At 61.3% G+C, this 20,177-nt stretch carries 18 protein-coding genes; 10 read left to right on the forward strand and 8 right to left on the reverse strand.

The window, feature by feature from the left end:
- Positions 1 to 27: 27 nt before the first annotated feature.
- A complete protein-coding gene (locus ACJ2A4_RS08900; protein WP_408872554.1) occupies positions 28 to 936 on the reverse strand; it encodes a LysR family transcriptional regulator in 909 nt (302 codons plus the stop codon).
- 173 nt (positions 937 to 1,109) lie between these two features.
- Between ACJ2A4_RS08900 and ACJ2A4_RS08905 the strand changes: the two genes are divergently transcribed.
- The 5 genes from ACJ2A4_RS08905 to ACJ2A4_RS08925 are packed head-to-tail and all read left to right on the forward strand — an operon-like array spanning position 1,110 to position 5,732.
- Positions 1,110 to 2,555: a SidA/IucD/PvdA family monooxygenase gene (locus ACJ2A4_RS08905; protein WP_408872555.1), complete on the forward strand. Its 1,446-nt coding sequence runs from the start codon at positions 1,110 to 1,112 to the stop codon at positions 2,553 to 2,555.
- Between the two features lie 14 nt (positions 2,556 to 2,569).
- Positions 2,570 to 3,469 carry an allantoinase PuuE gene (gene puuE, locus ACJ2A4_RS08910; RefSeq protein WP_408872556.1) on the forward strand — a complete coding sequence of 300 codons (900 nt, stop codon included), beginning with the start codon at positions 2,570 to 2,572 and terminating at the stop codon, positions 3,467 to 3,469.
- Positions 3,466 to 3,990 carry a 2-oxo-4-hydroxy-4-carboxy-5-ureidoimidazoline decarboxylase gene (gene uraD / locus ACJ2A4_RS08915; RefSeq protein ID WP_408872557.1) on the forward strand — a complete coding sequence of 175 codons (525 nt, stop codon included), beginning with the start codon at positions 3,466 to 3,468 and terminating at the stop codon, positions 3,988 to 3,990. The genes puuE and uraD overlap by 4 nt, the downstream gene beginning before the upstream one ends.
- On the forward strand, positions 3,987 to 4,319 hold the full coding sequence (gene uraH / locus ACJ2A4_RS08920) for a hydroxyisourate hydrolase (RefSeq protein WP_408872558.1): 333 nt from the start codon (positions 3,987 to 3,989) through the stop codon (positions 4,317 to 4,319). The genes uraD and uraH overlap by 4 nt, the downstream gene beginning before the upstream one ends.
- A 9-nt stretch (positions 4,320 to 4,328) precedes the next feature.
- A complete protein-coding gene (locus ACJ2A4_RS08925) occupies positions 4,329 to 5,732 on the forward strand; it encodes a nucleobase:cation symporter-2 family protein (protein ID WP_408872559.1) in 1,404 nt (467 codons plus the stop codon).
- Positions 5,733 to 5,851: 119 nt separating this feature from the next.
- On the opposite strand, the gene ACJ2A4_RS08930 is transcribed toward ACJ2A4_RS08925, so the two are convergent.
- Positions 5,852 to 6,628 (reverse strand): DUF3034 family protein, encoded by a 777-nt coding sequence (locus ACJ2A4_RS08930; protein WP_408872560.1) that lies wholly within the window; start codon positions 6,626 to 6,628, stop codon positions 5,852 to 5,854.
- Between ACJ2A4_RS08930 and ACJ2A4_RS08935 the strand changes: the two genes are divergently transcribed.
- A protein-coding gene (locus tag ACJ2A4_RS08935; protein WP_408872348.1) for an IS5 family transposase occupies positions 6,603 to 7,398 on the forward strand; the annotation gives its coding sequence in 2 pieces (ribosomal slippage) (positions 6,603 to 6,943 and positions 6,942 to 7,398; 798 coding nt in all). The two genes, ACJ2A4_RS08930 and ACJ2A4_RS08935, sit on opposite strands and share 26 nt — an antisense overlap.
- Positions 7,399 to 7,485: 87 nt before the next feature.
- Here ACJ2A4_RS08935 and guaD read toward each other — a convergent pair.
- Positions 7,486 to 8,802, reverse strand: a complete 1,317-nt coding sequence (guaD, locus tag ACJ2A4_RS08940; RefSeq protein ID WP_408872561.1) for a guanine deaminase — start codon at positions 8,800 to 8,802, stop codon at positions 7,486 to 7,488.
- A 151-nt stretch (positions 8,803 to 8,953) separates the two neighbouring features.
- Between guaD and ACJ2A4_RS08945 the strand changes: the two genes are divergently transcribed.
- The 3 genes from ACJ2A4_RS08945 (at position 8,954) to ACJ2A4_RS08955 (ending at position 11,999) form a co-directional block, all read left to right on the forward strand.
- On the forward strand, positions 8,954 to 10,393 hold the full coding sequence (locus tag ACJ2A4_RS08945; protein ID WP_408872562.1) for an autotransporter strand-loop-strand O-heptosyltransferase: 1,440 nt from the start codon (positions 8,954 to 8,956) through the stop codon (positions 10,391 to 10,393).
- Between the two features lie 120 nt (positions 10,394 to 10,513).
- On the forward strand, positions 10,514 to 11,464 hold the full coding sequence (locus tag ACJ2A4_RS08950; RefSeq protein ID WP_408872563.1) for a rhodanese-related sulfurtransferase: 951 nt from the start codon (positions 10,514 to 10,516) through the stop codon (positions 11,462 to 11,464).
- A gap of 175 nt (positions 11,465 to 11,639) precedes the next feature.
- Positions 11,640 to 11,999 carry a hypothetical protein gene (locus ACJ2A4_RS08955; RefSeq protein ID WP_408872564.1) on the forward strand — a complete coding sequence of 120 codons (360 nt, stop codon included), beginning with the start codon at positions 11,640 to 11,642 and terminating at the stop codon, positions 11,997 to 11,999.
- 32 nt (positions 12,000 to 12,031) lie between these two features.
- Here ACJ2A4_RS08955 and uvrA read toward each other — a convergent pair whose 3' ends face one another.
- Positions 12,032 to 15,079 (reverse strand): excinuclease ABC subunit UvrA, encoded by a 3,048-nt coding sequence (uvrA, locus tag ACJ2A4_RS08960; protein WP_408872565.1) that lies wholly within the window; start codon positions 15,077 to 15,079, stop codon positions 12,032 to 12,034.
- 129 nt (positions 15,080 to 15,208) lie between these two features.
- Between uvrA and ssb the strand changes: the two genes are divergently transcribed.
- A complete protein-coding gene (gene ssb / locus ACJ2A4_RS08965) occupies positions 15,209 to 15,778 on the forward strand; it encodes a single-stranded DNA-binding protein (RefSeq protein WP_062499917.1) in 570 nt (189 codons plus the stop codon).
- Positions 15,779 to 15,875: 97 nt separating this feature from the next.
- Here ssb and ACJ2A4_RS08970 read toward each other — a convergent pair whose 3' ends face one another.
- From ACJ2A4_RS08970 to gyrA, 4 genes are all read right to left on the reverse strand, one after another.
- Positions 15,876 to 16,052, reverse strand: coding sequence for a hypothetical protein (locus tag ACJ2A4_RS08970; RefSeq protein ID WP_408872566.1), 177 nt, complete (start codon positions 16,050 to 16,052; stop codon positions 15,876 to 15,878).
- A gap of 189 nt (positions 16,053 to 16,241) precedes the next feature.
- Positions 16,242 to 16,727 (reverse strand): peptidylprolyl isomerase, encoded by a 486-nt coding sequence (locus ACJ2A4_RS08975; protein WP_062459389.1) that lies wholly within the window; start codon positions 16,725 to 16,727, stop codon positions 16,242 to 16,244.
- 31 nt (positions 16,728 to 16,758) lie between these two features.
- Positions 16,759 to 17,289 carry a pantetheine-phosphate adenylyltransferase gene (gene coaD, locus ACJ2A4_RS08980; RefSeq protein WP_408872567.1) on the reverse strand — a complete coding sequence of 177 codons (531 nt, stop codon included), beginning with the start codon at positions 17,287 to 17,289 and terminating at the stop codon, positions 16,759 to 16,761.
- Complete coding sequence (gene gyrA / locus ACJ2A4_RS08985) at positions 17,270 to 20,104, reverse strand: DNA gyrase subunit A (protein ID WP_408874143.1); 2,835 nt, start codon at positions 20,102 to 20,104, stop codon at positions 17,270 to 17,272. Before gyrA ends, coaD begins: the two co-directional genes overlap by 20 nt.
- Positions 20,105 to 20,177 lie beyond the last annotated feature (73 nt).

Consider the following 20,177-nt stretch of genomic DNA (forward strand, 5'->3'; position numbering starts at 1 on the left):
GGCCGCGTTATGCGAAGGGCTGTAAGGCTACTGCGCGGCAGGGGACAGGAACTCTTTTTCAAGCTCGGAAATCACCAGTCGTGCGGCGCCCGAAAGCTGGCGCGAATGATCGACGCACAAAGCCAGCGTCAGGGGAGAGAGATCGTGGTTGGAGATTGGAATAAAGGCCAGTTCGCCGCGGGTGACTTCGTCCATGACGTCGAGCGCACTCAGGATTCCGAGGCCGATGCCTTCGCGCACCAGGGACTTGATCATCTGGATATTGTCGGACGTCGCAGCGGCCTGGATGTCGAGATTGCTGTCAATTTCGAGGATCTCGATCTGGCGTTGAAGGGCGAGCGGGGCTTCGGGCATGATCATGGGATAGTTCATGGCCAGGCTGAAACGGGCGCTTTTGCGTTCGGCAACGGGATGGTTCGGCAGGCAGACGAATCCGAGCGGGAAATCCTTGTGGGCCCGGACCAGCAGGCCGCGCGCATGCGTCGGGTTGAGCAGCAGGGCGACATCGACCGAACCATCGATCAGGGCATTCTGGATGCGGCTGTTATCGAGGACATGGGTGCAGATGGTGATGCCGGGATGGGTCGTGCGCATGGCGCGGAGCAGGCAGGGCAGGAAGCCGCGGGTCAGGGCGTCTGGGACAGCGATGTCCACCTGTCCCCGGCGCAGGCCGCGCATGTCCTCGATCTGGACGCACATATTGGTCAGATCCCGCGACCACTGCTTGCCGTGGGCGTAAAGGAGCTCCCCCGTCGCCGTCAGGCGCAGGCCGGTGGGGAGGCGTTCGAACAGGGGCGTGCCGAGAGACTCCTCGCCCTGCAGGATCTGCCGGTCGATGGCCGAGGCGGCGATGCGCAGATGTTCGGAGGCCCGGCGGATCGACCCGTGCTGGGCCACAGCAAGAAAGTAACGCAGGAAGCGTGAGAAGACAGGCATGGAAGAACTGCTCTCTTTTTGCGAACGGGAGATGCGTTTTTATGGAGTATACGCCCTTACAACGGTATGAAACTATCCCGACCGACAGGTGACCTGTCATTTTGTTGCGGAAAGACGGTCTGGCGGCGTCCGGATGCTGCTTTGTCCGTACCGGTTTTTTGGGATTTGACCACATGACATCCACCGTTTCTCCCGTCGATGCTCTGGCTGCGCTTTCGGAGCGTGTGCAGGAGGATCTGGCGAAAATCCGCTATGCGACCGGCAACTGGAGCCTGACGCAGGAGCGGGACGGGAAGGCGGTTCTGGATGTGGCCATCATCGGCGCTGGACAGGGGGGCATCACGTCCTGCTTCGGCTTGCGCCGGCAGGGTGTGACCAATGTGGAAGTGTTTGAAAAGGCTTCCAAAGGCGGCGAAGGCCCGTGGGTGACGTTTGCGCGCATGCTCACGCTGCGCACACCCAAGCATGTGACGGGGCCGGATCTTGGGATCCCGAATCTCACGCCGCAGTCCTGGTTCGAGGCGCGTTATGGGGCAAAGGCCTGGGAGGATCTGGACAAGATTTCCCGCCATGACTGGCAGGCCTATCTGGACTGGGTGCGGGAGACGCTCGACATCCCGGTCGTGAACGATCAGGAACTGGTGCATGTCGGCTGGGACAACGGGCTGCTGCGACTGACATTCCGTAATGCGGCCGGTCAGGAAACGGTACGTCTGGCGCGGCGGATGGTACTGGCGACGGGCATCGAAGGCGGCGGGACGTGGCATGTGCCGTCCTTCATTTCCGACACGCTGCCGAAATCCATTTATGCGCACACACATGAAGACATTGATTTCGAAGCCCTGAAGGGCAAGCGGATCGGCGTTCTGGGCGCGGGGGCTTCGGCGTTCGATAATGCAGCGACGGCTCTGGAAAAAGGCGCCGGGCGCGTGGATCTGTGCCTGCGTCGGGCGAAGATTCCGGCCATAAATCCATATCGCTGGATGGAAAATGCGGGCTTCCTCGCGCATTTCTCGGAACTGCCCGATCTGACGCGCTGGCGTTTCATGCGGCAGATTTACAGCCTGAACCAGCCGCCGCCGCAGGACACGTTCTGGCGTTGCCGCCGTCATGAGAACTTCGCCTTCCATCCCGGAACGCCCTGGACGGCGACGCGGATGGACGGGGATGAAGTCGTGGTGACGACGCCGCAGGGCGAGATGCGGTTTGATTTCCTGATCATCGGGACGGGGTTCTCGATCGACCTGTCGCAGCGGCCGGAAACGCAGGATTTTGCGTCTTCGATCATGCTATGGCGCGATCACTTCACGCCGCCTGCTGGTGAGGAAAGCGAACTTCTGGGCAGCCACCCGTATCTGGGAGCGCGGTTCCAGTTCCTGCCGAAGGATGCGTCCGATCCGAAGGCGCCGATGCTGGCGGCGATCTACAACTTCACGTTCGGCGCCATGCCGAGCATGGGGCTTTCCGGCGCGTCCATCGGCGGGATGCGTTTTGGTGTGGAAAAGCTGGCGCGGGGTATTGCGCGGGATCTGTTCGTCGAGGATGGCGAGAAACATCTGGCGAGCCTTCTGGCCTATGACACGGAAGAGCTCGTAAGCCTCGATCCGCCGGTGCTTTGAGAAGGGAAACGCCCATGACGCAGGACAGCTACCCGCGGGACATGATCGGCTATGGCCGCACGCCGCCTGACCCGAAATGGCCGAATGGTGCGCGCATCGCCGTGCAATTCGTCATTAATTACGAGGAAGGGGCGGAAAACTCGGTTCTGCATGGCGATGCGGGATCAGAAGCGTTCCTGTCCGAAATGATCGGCACGAAATCCATCATCGGTGCGCGCTGTGCGCAGATGGAGAGCCTGTACGAATACGGTAGCCGGGCCGGGTTCTGGCGGCTGCGGCGTCTGTTCGACGAGGCAGGAATGCCGGTGACGGTGTTTGGTGTGGCGAAGGCGCTGGCCCGCAATCCGGATGCCGTGGCAGCCATGAAGGAAAGCGGCTGGGAAATTGCGTCTCACGGTCTGCGCTGGATCGATTATCAGGATTTCCCCGAGGACGTGGAGCGGGCGCATATCCGCGAGGCGATTGCGCTGCATACCGAAGTGACGGGAGAGCGGCCGCTCGGCTGGTATCAGGGACGTACGAGCCCGAATACAGCGCGTCTGGTCGCTGAGGAAGGCGGGTTTGTTTACGACGCCGATTCCTATGCGGATGATCTGCCATATTACGACCGCTCTAATGGCCGGGCGCAGCTGATCGTGCCCTATACGCTCGATGCGAATGACATGAAGTTCGCGGCGTTGAACGGCTTTACGGAAGGCGAGCAGTTCTTCGTTTATCTGCGCGATGCGTTCGACATGCTGTATCGCGAGGGCGGACGGATGATGTCGGTCGGGCTGCATTGTCGCCTTGCGGGCAAGCCGGCGCGGGCAATGGGACTGCTGAAGTTTCTGGAGCATATCCAGAAGCACGAAGATGTCTGGGTGGCGACACGGTTGGATATCGCGCGGCACTGGCAGTCTGTGCATCCGGCATGAACATTTCGGACGTCAATGCGCTGTCGGATGAGGCGTTTGTCGCGCAGTTCGGTGGGCTTTACGAACATTCGCCCTGGGTGGCGGAAGGGGTGCTGAAGGCACGGCCTTTTGCGGATGTTGATGCGATGCTGTCTGCGTTTGCGCAGGTTGTGCGTTCTGCTGGAGCGGAGGCGCAGCTTGCGCTGGTGCGGGCGCATCCGGAGCTTGGGCACCGGGCCGGGATTGATCCGGATCTGACGGAACATTCCGCTTCGGAACAGGCGTCGGCGGGGTTGGATCGTCTGACGCCTGCGGAATATGAGCGTTTCCGAAGACTGAATGATGCGTATCGCGCACGGTTTTCCATGCCGTTCGTGATCTGCGTGCGTAAAGTGACTGCACCCGGGAAAGCTGCAAAAACCGTCATTATGGATGAAATGGAGCGCCGTCTGGCTGGCACTCCCGAAAAGGAACTGACCGAGGCGCTGACGCAGATTGATGCGATCGCAGCGCTTCGTCTGAAGGATCTGGTTGCGTCATGAGTTCTCTGTCCACGCATGTTCTTGATACGGTTTCCGGCAAGCCTGCTGCGGGTGTGAGCCTGCGCCTTCTGCAGGGGGAACGGGTTCTGTTCGAAGGGCAGACCAATGCGGACGGGCGTTGCCCGGAGCTTCGGGATGTTGCAGTTTCGAAAGGGACGTATTGTCTGGAATTCCGGATTGGCGATTACTTCCGCAAAGGCGGGCAGGTCCTGTCTGATCCGCCATTTCTGGATGTGGTGCCGCTCGTGTTCGGGCTGGAGGCGGAGGCTCATGCGCATGTGCCGCTGCTGGCGGCGCCATTCGGATATTCCACCTATCGCGGAAGCTGAGGGCTTTTCATGACTGCCGAGAACGCCGCGACGACCGGTCTGCATCCCGTTGACGAGAAACTGCCGGTCTGGCGGCTTGGGGCCTATGGGTTGCAGCATGTGCTGGCGTTCTATTCGGCGGCGGTCATTGTTCCGATCCTCGTGGCGGGTGCGCTGCATCTGCCGCGCGAGACGCTGATCCATCTGATTGATGCGGATCTGTTTACCTGCGGGATTGCGTCCCTGCTTCAGGCGGTGGGGTTCGGGCCGGTCGGGGTTCGGCTGCCGCTATTGCAGGGTGTGACGTTCACGGCCGTGGGACCGATGATTGCCATTGGCTCTGCTGTCGGGTGCGGGACGCCGGGGCTGTTGTCCATTTACGGGTCCGTCATCGTGGCGGGTTTCGTGACGTTCCTGATGGCCCGGCATTTTGCCGGGCTGGTGCGGTTTTTCCCGCCGGTTGTGACGGGGTCCATCATTCTCATCATCGGTCTGGCGCTCTTGCCGGTGGCGGCGAATGACATTGTTTCGGGTGCCAGTCCATCTGTGATGCAGGACCATGTTCCGCTGCGGAGCATCTGGTACGGGCTGGGGACACTGGCCTTCATTCTGGTGATCCAGCGGCTGTTCCGTGGGTTCATCGCCACGATTGCCGTGCTGATTGGACTGGTTCTGGGAACGCTGGTGGCCTGGATGTTGGGCGATGCGAATTTCGGGGATGTGTCGTCCGCGCCGCTTCTGTCCATCACGCATCCGTTCTATTTCGGGATGCCGACATTCCATCCGGTCTCGATCCTGTCGATGGTGATCGTTATGACGATTTCCATGATCGAGACGATTGGCAACGTCTATGCGACGGGTGAAATCGTCGACAAGCCGATCACGTCCGAAGACATTGCCCGCACCCTGCGCGCCGATGGTATCGCGACCATGCTCGGTGGCGTGCTCAATTCCTTTCCCTATACGTGCTTTGCCGAAAATGTTGGTCTGGTGCGGATGACGGGGGTGAAGAGCCGGTGGGTTGTGGCGGCTGCCGCGGTCATCATGATGATGCTTGGCTGCCTGCCGCGTCTGGGTGCGCTGGTCGCTGCGGTGCCGCTGCCGGTTCTGGGTGGGGCGGCGCTGGCGATGTTTGCAACCGTGGCGGTCGTGGGTGTGCAGACGCTGTCACGGGTGGATTTCAACCGGCAGAGCAATGTAATCATTGTGGGCACCAGCATCGGGTTGAGCATGCTGGCGACGGCCCAGCCGCATATTTCCGATACGTTTCCGATGTGGGCGAAGATCGTGTTTGGCAGCGGGATTACGCTCGGGTCCCTGTCAGCGATCCTGCTGCATCTGATCTTCAACGTGAAGCGGACGATACATGAGGCAGCTTACGCGACGGACGTGCCACGCGAGGCGCTGATTGACGAGCGTATCAGGGAGGGGTGAGGCTCAGGGCTCTGCCCTGAAACCCGCCAAAGGCCGGGGGCCTCTGGACACCAATTCATAAAAACAGGGTGCAGGGATCGAGATCCCTGCCGGGTCCGGGCAGAGCCCGGATCGCCCTTTCAGAAGCCGGTCTGGGCGGAAAAATAGAAGCCCGTCTGGTCCTTGTAGGTCGCAATTGTCCCCAGAGACACATAAGCCAGTGTGACATTCAGGTGTTTGTTGACGAAATAGCTGGTGTAAACGTCGAACCAGTTGCTTTCATCGGTGAAGCGCTGATTGCGGGGCTTGGTGCGGTATTCTACGCCGACGACCAGCCCTGGAATGAAGGATGGCAGATAACCGAGCGAGCCTTCGAACTGGGCGTGATAGTTGTTGTCCTTGTCACCGCCAAAGCCGAGGATGCCCCACTCGTTCCCCTTGGTGAAGCGGACGGTGGTGTCGATCAGGATGCCGACTTTCGGAAACAGCTTGGTGACGGCGAGATAGGCGTCTCCACCATCCGTATGCATCGAGCCGACTTCGTGAATGACCTTGCCATCACTGTCATGCTTGTACATGCCGCCAATGGCGACCTGCGGGATCAGGGTGTTGTCCGCGACATGACCGAAGAGGCGGACCTTCGCCCCCGCGACGTCGAGATCGAACTGGTAGCCATTGCCGATGCCGAGTTTCGCTCCGGTACCGCGGGTCTGGAAGAAGTTGTGGGTGTAGGAAATCTCGACGCGGTCGAAGAAGCCCATCGAGGCGCCGACATTCTGGTCCCAGTAGCTGGTGAGGTTCACATAGCTGTAGTGCAGCGCCATGCCCGCACTCTTGTTGCTGCCATAGCTAGGGCCTATTAGATCTTGAATTTCTTCCCATATTGTAGGGATGGAAGAAGGAGACAGAACAGGCACCTTTACGGACGAGACATGGGCGATCTGGGAACCTCTGATTGAGGAGGTTCGCCCGAGGGGCAAGACGCCGCCACATGATCTGCGGCGGACGATAGCAGCGATTTTCTGGCGTCATGAGAATGGCGCGAAATGGCGGAGTATCCCCGCTGAACTGGGTCCGTGGTGGCGGGCTGCGCAGCTTTTCATCCGCTGGGCGAAGCTCGGCGTATGGGAGCGGCTGCTCGCACTGGTTCAGGAACAACAGGGAGTGGCATTCGGAATGACTTTTCTGGATGGCACGAACATCAGGGCTCACCACAAAGCGGCGGGAGCCCAAAAAAGGGGCCTCTTTCGAAGAGCGAGACCATCGTGAAGCACTTGGCCGCTCTCGCGGCGGCTATGGCACAAAAGTCTGCGTGATCGCTGATGGACATGGAAAAGCCTTCGGTTTTGCGCTGGCCCCTGGACAGGCTCATGAACTGCCTCTGGCACCAGCCATGCTCGACAGCCTTCCCGCCACTCCCCTGTGGGTAGTAGCGGACAAGGGCTACGCGTCGAACGCCATGCGTGAACGGATATGGGACATGGGAGCACGGCCAGCCATTCCCGCGAAACGACGCGATGGCCCGGTCGTCTGCCCCAAATGGGCCTATCGGTGTCGGCATCTCGTTGAGAACCTCTGGGCTCGTCTCAAGGAGTGGCGCGCTGTCGCAACCAGATATGAAAAAACAGCAACGTCGTTCCTCGCGGTCATCCACATCGCTGCCGCAGCAGACTGGATCAAGCCCTAACAGGCCCTAGAGTTCAAAATTTTTTCCGAGTCAAAGTAAAAATGACACCGAGTGTCTGTTTTTGGGTCTGGGTGTGTTCCAGAAACTTCAGGGGGCGTTCCGTTTGTGCAGGAGCTGTCCGGCGACATAGGTCGCTGCAATACTGCAGTCGTCGCCCAGCATGGTGAGAGCGAAGAGGCGGTCGGCGAGGGTTTCGGCGGTTTGGGCGCGGATCCGTCCAAGCGGCGTGGCGGCCGGATCGAAAACGCACAGATCGGCGTAGAGGCTGGGCCTGATGCTGCCGATCCGGTCTTCGAGGCCGAGGGACTGTGCGCCGCCAGCCGTGGCGAGCCAGAGCCCCTGTGCGGGATGGAGTTTCGTCTGAAGCCCCTGTGCGACCTTGTAGGCGTCGGACAGGACCTGAAGCAGCGACAGGGCAGGCCCGGCGCCGATATCGCTGCCGATCCCGACATGGACGCGGCGTTCAGGATTGAGGGCCTTGAAGAGCGGGAACGAGCCGCTGCCGAGAAACTGGTTCGAGCCGGGGCAGTGCGCGATGGAACAGCCGGTGTCGTGGCAGCGCTGGAAATCGGCCTCTTCGGCATGGACGGCATGAGCGAGGATCGCGCGTGGGCGGAGAAGACCGGCCTTGTCGTACACGTCCAGATAGGAGGCGCGGTCGGGGAAGAGTTCGCGGACCCAGGCGATTTCGGAACGGTTTTCGAGCAGATGGGTCTGCATGAACAGGTCAGGTTTCGTGGCGAGCAGGGCGCCTGCGAGATCGAGCTGTTCGGGTGTGCTGGTGGGTGCGAAGCGCGGGGTGACGGCATAAAGCTGCCGCCCGCGATTGTGCCAGCGGGCGATGAGCTCGGCGGACTGGTCATAGCCGCTCTGGGCGGTGTCGCGCAGGTTCTCGGGGGCGTTGCGGTCCATCAGGACCTTGCCGGCGATCATGCAGGTATTGAGGCGCTCGGATTCCTCGAAGAACGCGTCCACGGACTGGGGGTGGACGGTGCAGTACACGGCGGCCGTGGTGGTGCCGACGCGCAGGAGTTCGGTCAGGAACTGCCGGGCGACAGCGCGGGCATAGGTGATGTCGGCGTAGCGGGCCTCGGCGGGGAAGACGTAGTTTTCCAGCCATTCCAGAAGCTGCTCGCCGTAAGACGCGATGACCGGGAGCTGAGGATAATGGACATGCGTGTCGATCATGCCGGCGGAAATCAGCATGTCGGGATAATGGTCCACGGCTGTTCCGGCGGGGATGGTGTCGCGCAGGCTGCCCCATGAGCCGGCAGCGGTGATGAGACCGTTTTCGATCAGGATCAGGCCGTCAGGCTCGTGATGGAGGGCCTCCATGGGATCGACGGTGAACGGATCGGCATGGAAGGTCAGGTAGGGGCCGCGAATGGCTCTGGTCTGGGTCATGAAGCCACCTTATCGCAGGCATTCTGACGGGGGGAGCAGGTTTGTGGGGATGCCTGCGGATTGGCAGTCCGGGACGGGTGTCTTACAACATTTTCAGGGGGAGCCGGCTTGCGTGTGTGTTCTTCCGTATGAGCCACGGAGTATCCGCCAAATGACGTCGAGTGATCCTGCTATGCCCCCGGTTGCACTGGATGTTCCGGAAGGACTTGCCGTTCCCCTGGATGGTAAAACAAGTGGCACGGCTGCCGTGCCTGTGCCGGAGACGGCGGATGTGACGGATTCCGGCGTTGGCGGCAATGACGGTTCGGCGTCCTCATCGTCCAAAGCCATCGAGGGGCCGTATCACGCGCCGTCACTTCAGCCGGTCATCAAGGGCGCGCGGGGTGTCCGGTTCGACTTCAATGATGGCACGCGCGTCATGTTGCCGTCACTGGAAGGGGAAAAAATCCCGCCCGGAGCGCAGTGGCATGTGCGGCTTTCGGATCATGTGACCGGGAATGTGCTGTTTGATGCACGCCTGAAGGGCGGCATGGTCTCCTCTACCAAGAAATTCTTCGTGCCGTTCACGGTGGATGTCTGGCTGGAGCAACCGGGATCGGAGCCGGAACTGGTCGTTCATCATGATCTGGTACTGTCCGGGCAGCCGGTTCTTGTACAGCTTCCGGTGGGAACGCTCGGCGATACGCTGGCCTGGCTGCCAGCGGCCCGGCGTCTGGCGCAGGAGAGTGGTGCCAAGGTGACGTGTTCGGTGTCCGAAGCGATCCTGCCGCTTGTGGTCAGTGCCAATCCGGAACTGACACTTGTCGGGCATGACCGCATGAAGGCAGACCCGGATTTCACGGCCCGGTTCTATGCGACTTACAATATCGGGCTGTTTTTCACGGACAAGGACAATACCCGTCAGCCGACGGACTTCCGGCATGTCGGTCTGCACAGGACGGCGGCCTATATTCTGGGCGTTGATCCCTGGAATGATACGCCGCCGGGCATCACCATTCCTGATGGCGAGACGCCACCCGTTGCTGAGCCGTATGTCGTCATTGCCACGCAGGCCAGTACGCAGTGCAAGTACTGGAACAATCCCGGTGGCTGGCATGACGTGATCGCGTTTCTGAAAACGGCGGGTTATCGCGTCATCTGCATTGACCAGAAGCCGTATCACGGCACGGGCTACGTCTATAACCACATTCCGCACGGGGCTGAGGACCAGACCGGCAGCCGGCCACTGACGGAGCGTGCACGCTGGCTGAAACATGCGAGCTTCTTCATTGGGCTGTCGAGCGGGCTGGCCTGGCTGGCGCACGCGGCGGGTACGCCAGTGGTGATGATTTCGGGGTTCACGCATCCGGATAACGAGTTCGCCACGCCCTATCGGGTCATCAACTGGCACACCTGCAATTCCTGCTGGAATGACCCGGCCTTCCAGTTTGATCACAAGGACTTCTTCTGGTGTCCGCGCCACAAGGGGACGGACCGGCAGTTCGAGTGCTCCCGCCTGATTACCGGGACGCAGGTGATCCATACGATCCGGCGCCTTATGAAGGACCGGGGACTTGCAGGGGCAGACAGCCAGCGTCCTGCGGCGGGATAAAGCCTCTGGAAACGTCGTCTGTGCTGGCATGGCAGGCGTGGCCCTGATATTTGCAGGGCCCAGAGTGTTCCACCTGATCGCGGTTCTGTCTGCGGTCCCCATGTCCCGGATGGTTGCCCTATGTCTGATGCGCCTGATGCCCTAGAACCGATCCGCATTGTCGCGCTGTATCATTTCACGTCATTCGAAGACCCGGCCGCGTTGCGCGAACCGTTGCTGGAGCTGTGTGAAAAGGAAGGCATCAAGGGGATCCTGCTTCTGGCCCGTGAGGGGATCAACGGGACGATCGCCGGGACGGATGAGGGCATGGAGCGCGTGATGGCGCATATCCGTGCGCTGCCGGGCTGTGCGGATCTGGAGAGCAAGGACTCCCGGGCTCCGGAGCTGCCGTTCCGTCGCATGAAGGTGCGGCTGAAAAAGGAAATCGTTACGATGGGCGAGCCGGATATCGATCCACGTCAGGGCGTGGGACGGTATGTAGCGCCAGAGGACTGGAACGCATTAATTTCTGATCTGGACACGATCCTGATCGATACGCGCAATGATTATGAAGTGGCGATCGGGACGTTCAAAGGTGCGGAAGATCCGAAGACGAAATCCTTCCGTGAATTTCCCGAATGGTTCCGCAAGCGGCGGCAGGAACTCGAAGCGAAAGGCCGCCTGCCGAAGATTGCCATGTTCTGCACAGGGGGTATCCGCTGCGAGAAATCGACGTCCTTTGCGCGGGCGGAAGGTGTGGACGAGGTCTATCACCTCAAGGGCGGCATCCTGAAATATCTGGAGACCGTTCCGGAAGAAGAAAGCCTGTGGGAAGGCGAGTGCTTCGTGTTTGACCAGCGTGTTTCGGTAAAGCATGGGCTGGAAATCGGCACGCATGACGTGTGCCACGCCTGTCGCCGACCGCTGAATGAAAAGGACAAGGCCTCGCCACTGTTCGTGCAGGGTGTGTCCTGCCCGCACTGCCATAACGAACGCACGGAAGAGCAGCGCCGCCGCTATGCCGAACGTGAGCGTCAGGAAGCGCTGGCGCAGGCACGGCAGGCCGGGCATCTGGGCGTCCGCCAAAAATGACGGCGGTCTCGTCGGTCGCTGAGGACGTTGTGCAGCGGCCGTATGTGGCCCGGCGGATGTTCCGGATTGCGGGGCGCTATGCGGTGATCAATGCCCTGATCGCCATCCCTCTGCATCTTCTGATTGATGCAGCGGGATTTGGGGAACCACCGCAACGTGGAAGCATGGCGTTGTCGTGCTGGCCGTGGCGGTCGTTGTGTTCGCACCCATCGTGGAAACGTTTCTGCACTTCTGGTTGCCAATCGTGGTGGTGCGGAAGGTGCTGGGGCAGCGGTCCGGGACGTCGTTTGTGGCGTGGCTCGCCTGCGTGGGGCCATTTGCCTACGAGCATTATGGCGGTGATCTGGGACGGAGCGCCCTGACCGCGCTCTGTACCGGACTGGTGAGCGGAAGCTGTTTCTATTTCTGTTTTCTGACAGCCGGGAAAAATGAGGGGGTCAGCCCGTTCTGGACAACGGCTCTGTGCCATGCCCTGTTCAACGGTACGGTTCTGGTGGTGTTCGGGCTGGCGTATGTTCTGGGGCTTTGGTCCTGAAGAGGGGCTGACTCTTCAGGACCAGACCGGGTTCAGGCTTTGGTTTTGTTACGGGATCCGGCGGGGCGACCTCTGGGCTTCTTTTCAGCGCTGGCTTTTTCAGCTGCTTTTTCTTTGGCAGCCTTTGCCTTTTTTGCGGCCATGCGTTCGGCTTTTGGCGGGGGCAGACTGGCGGCGAGCATGGCCTGTGTGATTTTGGTGGCTGTGACCTTACGCGGCTGTCTTGCACCCGGTGCGTCCAGCAGCGGGGCTAGGAAGCGGCCGGTATGGCTGGCCTTGCAGGCGGCGATGTCTTCCGGCGTTCCGGCTGCGACGACCTGACCGCCGCCGTCCCCGCCTTCGGGGCCGATATCGATCAGCCAGTCGGCCGTCTTGATGACTTCCAGGTTGTGCTCGATCACCAGCACCGTGTTGCCCTGATCGACAAGGGTGTGCAGCACTTCGAGTAGCTTGCGGACATCTTCGGTGTGCAGGCCGGTCGTGGGCTCGTCGAGGATGTAGACCGTGCGGCCGGTGGCGCGTTTGGCCAGTTCCTTCGACAGTTTGACGCGCTGGGCCTCGCCGCCCGAGAGCGTGGTAGCCTGCTGGCCGAGGGCGACATAGCCCAGCCCGACCTGTTGCAGGATGGCCAGACGGTCGCGGATCTTCGGGGCGGCCTGAAAGAACGGCAGGGCCTCGTCCACGGTCATGGACAGCACATCCGCGATGGACTTGCCGCGGAACTTCACGTCCAGCGTTTCGCGGTTGTAGCGCGCGCCTTTGCAGGTGTCGCAGGTCACGTACACGTCCGGCAGGAAGTGCATCTCGATTTTGAGAACGCCGTCGCCCTGACAGGCTTCGCAGCGGCCGCCCTTCACGTTGAAGGAGAAGCGGCCCGGTTTGTAGCCACGCGCTTTGGATTCGGGGAGTTCGGCGAACCAGTCGCGGATCGGGGCGAACAGATCCGTATAGGTCGCGGGGTTGGAGCGCGGGGTGCGGCCGATCGGGGACTGGTCGATCTCGATGATCTTGTCGAGATTGTCCACGCCTTCCAGACGGTCATAGGGAAGCGGCGTCTGGCTCGATTTCATGAGCTGGCGGGAGAGTGCCTTGTACAGCGTATCGATGACCAGCGTGGATTTACCACCACCCGAAACCCCCGTGACGGCGATGAAGGTGCCGAGCGGGAAATCGACCGTCAGATCCTTGAGGTTGTTCCCGCGTGCGCCGTGCAGGGTGAGCATGCCGCTGGGCTTGCGACGCTCGGTTGGAACGGGAATGACCTTGCGGCCTGACAGATAGGCGCCGGTGATGCTGTTGGGGTTTTTGGCGACTTCGGCCGGGGTGCCGACCGCGATGACCTCACCGCCGAGTTTGCCGGCACCCGGCCCCATGTCGATCAGGTAATCGGCGGCGCGGATGGCGTCCTCGTCATGTTCGACGACGATGACGGTGTTGCCGAGGCGCTTGAGGCGGTCGAGCGTACCAAGCAGGCGTTCATTGTCGCGCTGGTGCAGGCCGATGGAGGGTTCGTCGAGCACATACAGCACGCCCGTCAGGCCAGAACCGATCTGGGACGCCAGACGGATGCGCTGGCTTTCGCCGCCGGAGAGGGTGGCAGAACCACGAGAGAGTGTGAGGTAGTCCAGCCCGACATCGTCGAGGAAGTGCAGTCGGTCCGTGATTTCGCGCAGGATGCGGCGGGCAATCTCGGCGCGCTGGGGCGTGAGAGTCGCTTCCACGGTGGAAAACCAGTCGAGCGCCTTGCGGATGGGCATGTCCGAGGCTTCGGCGATGTTGAGATCCTTGACCTTCACGCACAGGGCCTCGGGCTTGAGGCGCGCGCCGTGGCAGGCATGGCACGGCTTTTCGGACTGGTAGCGGGAGAGCTCTTCGCGCACCCACATGCTGTCCGTCTGGGCCATGCGGCGGCGCAGGTTCTTCAGCACGCCCTCGAACGGCTTGGTGATGATATGGACCTTCCCGCCATCGCTGTAGGGAATGTCGATTGGCTCTTTCGAACCGTTGATGATGAGGTCCTGTGTGGCGGGCTGAAGCTCGCTCCAAGGCGTGTTCATGTTGTCGCCGCAATGGCGGGCGAGGGCGGCGAGCGTCTGGTCGTACCAGTCCGTGCTCGCACCCTTCCACGGAGCAATCGCGCCTTCGGCCAATGTCAGGCTGTCATCCGGGACGATCAGGTTCGCGTCGAAATGGGTTTCGGTGCCGATGCCGTCACAGACCGGGCAGGCGCCCATCGGCGCGTTGAAGGAGAACAGGCGCGGCTCGATCTCCTCGATCGTGAAGCCGGAGACGGGGCAGGCGAAGCGGGACGAGAACACGACATGCGCGGGGGCTTCCTTTTCGCCCGCGCGCTTGACTTCCTCAGCGTAGGCCAGACCATCCGAGAGTTCGAGCGCGGTCTCGAAACTGTCGGCCAGGCGGGATTCAATCCCTTCCTTGACGACGATCCGGTCCACTACGACTTCGACCGTGTGACGTGTCTTGCGGTTCAGCTCCGGTGCCTCGGCGATTTCATACAACTCGCCGTCGATCTTCACGCGGGTGAAGCCCTTGCGTGTCAGCTCGGCGAGTTCGCGCTTGCAGTCGCCCTTGCGGTCCCTCACGACTGGCGCAAGCAGCATCAGGCGCATGCCGTCCGGCATGGCCATGACGCGGTCCACCATCTGGCTGATGGTCTGCGCCTCGATCGGCAGGCCGGTCGCGGGGGAATAGGGAATGCCGACACGCGCCCAGAGCAGACGCATGTAGTCATGGATTTCCGTAATCGTGCCCACGGTCGAGCGGGGGTTCTTGGAGGTGGTTTTCTGCTCGATCGAGATGGCCGGGGAGAGGCCCTCGATGGAATCCACATCCGGCTTGCCCATCAGTTCGAGGAACTGGCGGGCATAGGCGGAAAGGCTTTCCACATAGCGCCGCTGGCCCTCGGCATAGATTGTGTCGAAGGCCAGGGAGGATTTTCCGGAGCCAGACAGACCCGTGATGATCGTCAGGGAATCACGGGGGATCGTGGCATCGATATTCTTGAGATTATGGGCGCGGGCCCCACGGACACGGATCGAATGGTTGTCTGGAAAGCTCACGGAAACCCCGGAATGTGGAGAAAAAGCGATTGTGAAAGCAGAACGCTCTTGAAGGGCGCTGGATCAATCATAGATGGGCGTTTAGAAGGATAAGAAAAGAACAATTCGAGAAAATTGGTTGGGACGGGAATGGCAGGCAGCGTCAACAAGGTGATTCTGGTCGGAAATCTGGGCAAGGATCCGGAAGTCCGCAACACGCAGTCGGGGGCGAAGATCGTCAACCTGACCGTTGCGACCTCCGACACCTGGAACGACAAGCAGTCGGGTGAGCGCAAGGAGCGCACCGAGTGGCATCGCGTGGTGATCTTCAACGAGCGCACGGCCGATGTTGCCGAGCGCTATCTGCGCAAGGGCCGCAAGGTCTATATCGAGGGCGAACTTCGTACCCGCAAATGGACCGACCAGTCCGGCCAGGAAAAATACACGACCGAAGTCGTGATCGACCGTTTCCGCGGTGATCTCGTGCTGATCGACAGCAATCGCAGCGGTGGCGGCGATGATGGCGGTTTTGACAACGGCGGTGGCTATGGCGGCGGTGGCGGCTTCGGCGGTGGCAGCCGGGGCGGCTCAGCTGGTGGCTCGGGCGGTTTCGGGGGAGGATCCCGCGGGAACGCTGGTGGCGGCAACCGTTCAGGTGGCAGCAATGGCGGGTGGGATGCCCCGCCGGACAACGATCTGGACGACGAAATCCCGTTCTGATCCTGTCAGGGAAAAGCAGTTAGCAGATAAAAAAATGGCGGATGTCAGCCGACATCCGCCATGGCAGGGCTTTTTCCGTCAGCCCGTGGGCCGGGTCTTAAAAGACCGCCCGGTCCGGAATACTGGACGGGTCCGGCGTCATGACTGCAACCGTGTCGGCGAAATGGCTTCGACCATCGGTTCCATTGGCAACACCGCCTGAGCAGGCGGACAGGGCAAGAGCGCAGGACAGTAATACTGCGTCGAATACCAGAGCTTTCTTTCTGATCATCATTGTTATTCTTCCTTTTCTGATCGTGATGACCATACGATTCTGGAAAAGGAAAGTGAAATCTTATGTTTCTATCTGTTCATAAGTGCGACTTATGAACCGGCGCATGATGCGCGCGCCGGGAAAAAGGCAACAAAAAAGGCCGGTGCATCTCTGCACCGACCTTCCCGTAGTCCTGCTTTTCAGCGGGGCTCAGGCTTCGACATAAGCCTTGACGATAGTGTCGGGGTCCTTGACCACGCCGCCTGCGCCCGAACCGCGCTTGAGCTGGTCCACATATTCCATGCCTTCGATCACCTTGCCGACGATCGTGTACTGACCGTTCAGGTGCGGGCTGTCAGCGAACATGATGAAGAACTGGCTGTTGGCGGAGTGCGGTGCCATCGTGCGGGCCATGCCCACCGTACCGCGCTCGAACTTGGCCTTGTCCGTGAATTCGGCCTTGAGGTCCGGATAGGAGCTGCCGCTCGTGCCTGTTCCCGTCGGATCGCCACCCTGGGCCATGAAGCCTTCGATCACGCGATGGAACGCCACGCCGTCATAGAAGCCTTCGCTGGCCAGACGCTTGAGACGCTCACATGCCAGCGGAGCCAGGTCAGGGCGCAGCTCGATGACGACCTTGCCAGTCTTGAGCTCGAAAACCAGCTTGTTGCCGTCGGGCACTGCAGTATCGGACATCTTGGAACCTTCCAGAAATCGTTGAAGGCTCTTATGTCGGCCCTCGGCCCAGTTTCGACAAGACGATACGTGCAACATCTTCGCTGACGAAGGGAGAAATATCGCCACCTAGTCGCGCGATTTCCTTCACGATCCTGCTGGCCGTGCTGCGATGTTCTTCAGAAGACAGCAGAAAGACTGTCTCGATTTCCGGAGCCAGACGACGCAGGGCGCCGGAAAGCTGGCTTTCATAGTCGAAATCCCCGCCGGATCGCAGCCCGCGCACGACCGTGCCCGCGCCTGCCTGACGGACGGCATCGACCAGCAGTGTATCAAAGCCGACGACCTCAATCCGGTCGCCATGCGGCAGCTCGTTCACCTCATGGCGCAGGGCCGTAAGCCGTGCTTCCAGATCCAGAAGCGGCTGCTTGCCTTCATTGACCGCCACGCCGACCAGCAGGCGGTCGAATAGGGCGGAGGCCCTGTGGATGATGTCGAGATGCCCGAACGTGACCGGATCGAACGTGCCGGGATAGAACCCGACACGTGGATCAGTCGGCGTTTCAGGCGTCAGGTGCAGCATTGTCGCCTGCGGAGGGTGCTTCAGGAGCCTCTTCGGAGGAGCTGGCGTCCCCAATCACCTTGGCGCCTGCCTCCGATCCTTCATCCGCATCGCCCTCTTCCGTGTCGTCTTCGAGAACCGGGAAGACGCAGATGACGGTCTCGGTATCATTCAGGCGGAACAGCGTCACACCGCTGGCCTGACGGGCCATGACGCGAACCTGCGACACCGGCAGGCGGATCAGGCGGCCCGTATCCGTGACCAGCATGACGTCCGTGCCATCAAGCGTCGGTAGCGTGCCCACTACTTCCTTGCCGCGACGGTTTGCGGAGAAGGTCATGTTGGTGATGCCCTGACCACCACGGCCCGAGACACGGTAATCATAGGCCGAAGAGCGGCGGCCGAAGCCACCATCCGTCACGGTCAGGAGGATTTCTTCCTGCTGTTCCAGTTCCTCGAAACGCTCCTGCGTCAGGTCGCCCGTGATCTCGACGGTTTCCTCATCACCGGAAACGGTCTCGTCCTCGGCACTGTCATCCAGGGCAGCATTCTCGGCGCGACGCTTGGCATTGGCCATGCGCAGATAGGCCGAACGCTCTTCGACGCTGGCTTCGACGTGATTGAGGATGCACAGCGAAATGACGGCGTCGCCCTCACCCAGACGGATGCCACGCACACCCGTGCTGCCACGGCCGGCAAACACACGCAGCGTTTCGTCTGTGATCTGGAAGCGGATGCAGCGCGCGTTCTTCGTCGCCAGGAACACGTCCTGACCTTCACGGCAGGTTGCCACGCCGATCAGGGAGTCTCCTTCATCCAGCTTCATGGCAATCAGGCCGGAAGCGCGGATGTTGCGGAAATCGCTCAGGCGGTTCCGGCGTACATTGCCGCTGGCCGTGGCGAAGGCGAGGTGCAGGTCTTCCCACAGCTCCTCGTCCTGCGGCAGCGGCAGAACGGCCGTGATGGAGTCGGTGCCCAGTTCGGGCAGCAGGTTGACCAGCGCGCGGCCCTTGGCAGTCGGCGCGGCTTCCGGCAGGTGCCAGACCTTCATCCGGTAGGCCTTGCCGCCCGAGGAGAAGAACATTACCCACTGATGCGTATGGGCGTTGAAGCTGCGGACGATCACGTCATCTCCGCGGCGCCCGGAGGCCGTGCGGCCACGGCCACCACGGTTCTGGGAGCGGAAGACCTCCAGCGGCGTGCGCTTGATGAAGCCATCGCGGGTGATGGTGACGACCATCTGGCCGGGCTCGATCAGGCTTTCGTCGGTCTGGTCACCCAGTGCGTCGGAAATTTCCGTCACGCGCGGTGTGGCGACCTCGGCGCGGGCAGCCAGAAGTTCCTCGCGCATGACTTCCATACGACGCGGACGGCTCTCGATAATGGCCAGCAGTTCGCCGATCTTGTGGGCGACTTCACCGAGTTCGCCCTGGATCTTCTCGCGTTCCAGACCCGTCAGGCGCTGCAGGCGCAGCTCCAGAATGCCGCGGGCCTGTGCTTCCGTCAGGCGGACCTTGCCATCAATGATGACATTGCCCTCGTCATGGATCAGCTCCAGCAGCGGGATGACTTCTGCAGCATCCCACTCCCGCGCCATCAGCGATTCACGGGCCGTTGCGGCATCCGGCGCGGCGCGGATCAGCGCGATGACCTCGTCGATATTGGCAACTGCCAGAACCAGACCGACCAGCAGATGTCCGCGGTCGCGGGCCTTGTTCAGATCGAAGCGGGCACGGCGCAGGATGACTTCCTCGCGGAAGCGCAGGAAGGCTTCCAGGATATCTTTGAGGCCCATCGTGCGCGGCTTGCCGTCGTCGAGTGCCAGCATGTTGGCGCTGAAGGACGTCTGAAGCTGCGTGAAACGATAGAGCTGGTTCAGCACCACATCCGGGGTCGCATCGCGCTTGAGCTCGATGACGACACGCATGCCCGAGCGGTCGGACTCGTCGCGGATGTCGGAAATGCCTTCGATTTCCTTGGACCGCACCAGATCGGCGATCTTTTCCTGCAACGTGGCCTTGTTTACCTGATACGGGATCTCGGTGATGATGATGGCCTGACGGTCCTTGCGGATTTCCTCGATCTCGGCTCGCGCGCGGACCGGAATGGAGCCGCGACCCGTCTCATAGGCGCGACGGATGCCGCTGCGGCCCATGATGATGCCACCCGTCGGGAAATCCGGCCCCGGGATGATCTGCATCAACTCGTCGAGTTCGATGGCCGGGTTGGCGATCATGGCCAGCGTGGCGTCGATGACCTCACCCGGATTATGGGGTGGGATGTTGGTCGCCATGCCGACGGCAATACCGGCCGCGCCGTTGACGAGCAGGTTCGGGAAGACGGCCGGCAGAACCTTTGGCTCGTTTTCGCTCTCGTCATAGTTCGGCTGGAAATCGACGGTATCGCGGTCGATGTCGTCCAGCAGGAAGGATGACGCCTTGGCCAGACGGGCCTCGGTGTAACGCATGGCAGCCGGGCTATCGCCGTCGACCGAACCGAAATTGCCCTGACCGTCGATCAGCTTGACGCGCATCGACCAGTGCTGCGCCATCCGGACCATGGCGTCATAGATCGAGCTGTCACCATGCGGATGGTATTTACCCATCACGTCACCGACCGCACGCGCCGACTTGCGGTAAGGCTTGTCGGCGGTGAAGCCGCTTTCGCGCATCGCATAGAGAATACGGCGATGGACCGGCTTCAGACCGTCCCGCACATCCGGCAGCGCACGCGATACGATCACGGACATCGCATAGGCCAGATAGGAGGAGCGCATCTCCTCCTCGATCGTCACAGGAAGACGGCCGGAAGGGGTCAGATCAGTCGGCTCGGTCAGCTCGGTCAAGACAGGTCACCACGCTAGAATTCAGTTGTCTCAGCATACCGCATGCGTCGCCGACACGCCACAC

It is taken from the genome of Gluconobacter roseus, from assembly GCF_046058915.1.
Classification (GTDB): Bacteria; Pseudomonadota; Alphaproteobacteria; order Acetobacterales; family Acetobacteraceae; genus Gluconobacter; species Gluconobacter roseus_A.

Excerpts from the sequence above, each read along its gene's own strand:
- ACJ2A4_RS08900 (WP_408872554.1), bottom strand. The coding sequence starts at position 936 with ATGCCTGTCTTCTCACGCTTCCTGCGTTACTTTCTTGCTGTGGCCCAG.
- ACJ2A4_RS08905 (WP_408872555.1), top strand. The coding sequence starts at position 1,110 with ATGACATCCACCGTTTCTCCCGTCGATGCTCTGGCTGCGCTTTCGGAG.
- puuE (WP_408872556.1), top strand. The coding sequence starts at position 2,570 with ATGACGCAGGACAGCTACCCGCGGGACATGATCGGCTATGGCCGCACG.
- uraD (WP_408872557.1), top strand. The coding sequence starts at position 3,466 with ATGAACATTTCGGACGTCAATGCGCTGTCGGATGAGGCGTTTGTCGCG.
- uraH (WP_408872558.1), top strand. The coding sequence starts at position 3,987 with ATGAGTTCTCTGTCCACGCATGTTCTTGATACGGTTTCCGGCAAGCCT.
- ACJ2A4_RS08925 (WP_408872559.1), top strand. The coding sequence starts at position 4,329 with ATGACTGCCGAGAACGCCGCGACGACCGGTCTGCATCCCGTTGACGAG.
- guaD (WP_408872561.1), bottom strand. The coding sequence starts at position 8,802 with ATGACCCAGACCAGAGCCATTCGCGGCCCCTACCTGACCTTCCATGCC.
- ACJ2A4_RS08945 (WP_408872562.1), top strand. The coding sequence starts at position 8,954 with ATGACGTCGAGTGATCCTGCTATGCCCCCGGTTGCACTGGATGTTCCG.
- ACJ2A4_RS08950 (WP_408872563.1), top strand. The coding sequence starts at position 10,514 with ATGTCTGATGCGCCTGATGCCCTAGAACCGATCCGCATTGTCGCGCTG.
- ssb (WP_062499917.1), top strand. The coding sequence starts at position 15,209 with ATGGCAGGCAGCGTCAACAAGGTGATTCTGGTCGGAAATCTGGGCAAG.
- ACJ2A4_RS08970 (WP_408872566.1), bottom strand. The coding sequence starts at position 16,052 with ATGATGATCAGAAAGAAAGCTCTGGTATTCGACGCAGTATTACTGTCC.
- ACJ2A4_RS08975 (WP_062459389.1), bottom strand. The coding sequence starts at position 16,727 with ATGTCCGATACTGCAGTGCCCGACGGCAACAAGCTGGTTTTCGAGCTC.
- coaD (WP_408872567.1), bottom strand. The coding sequence starts at position 17,289 with ATGCTGCACCTGACGCCTGAAACGCCGACTGATCCACGTGTCGGGTTC.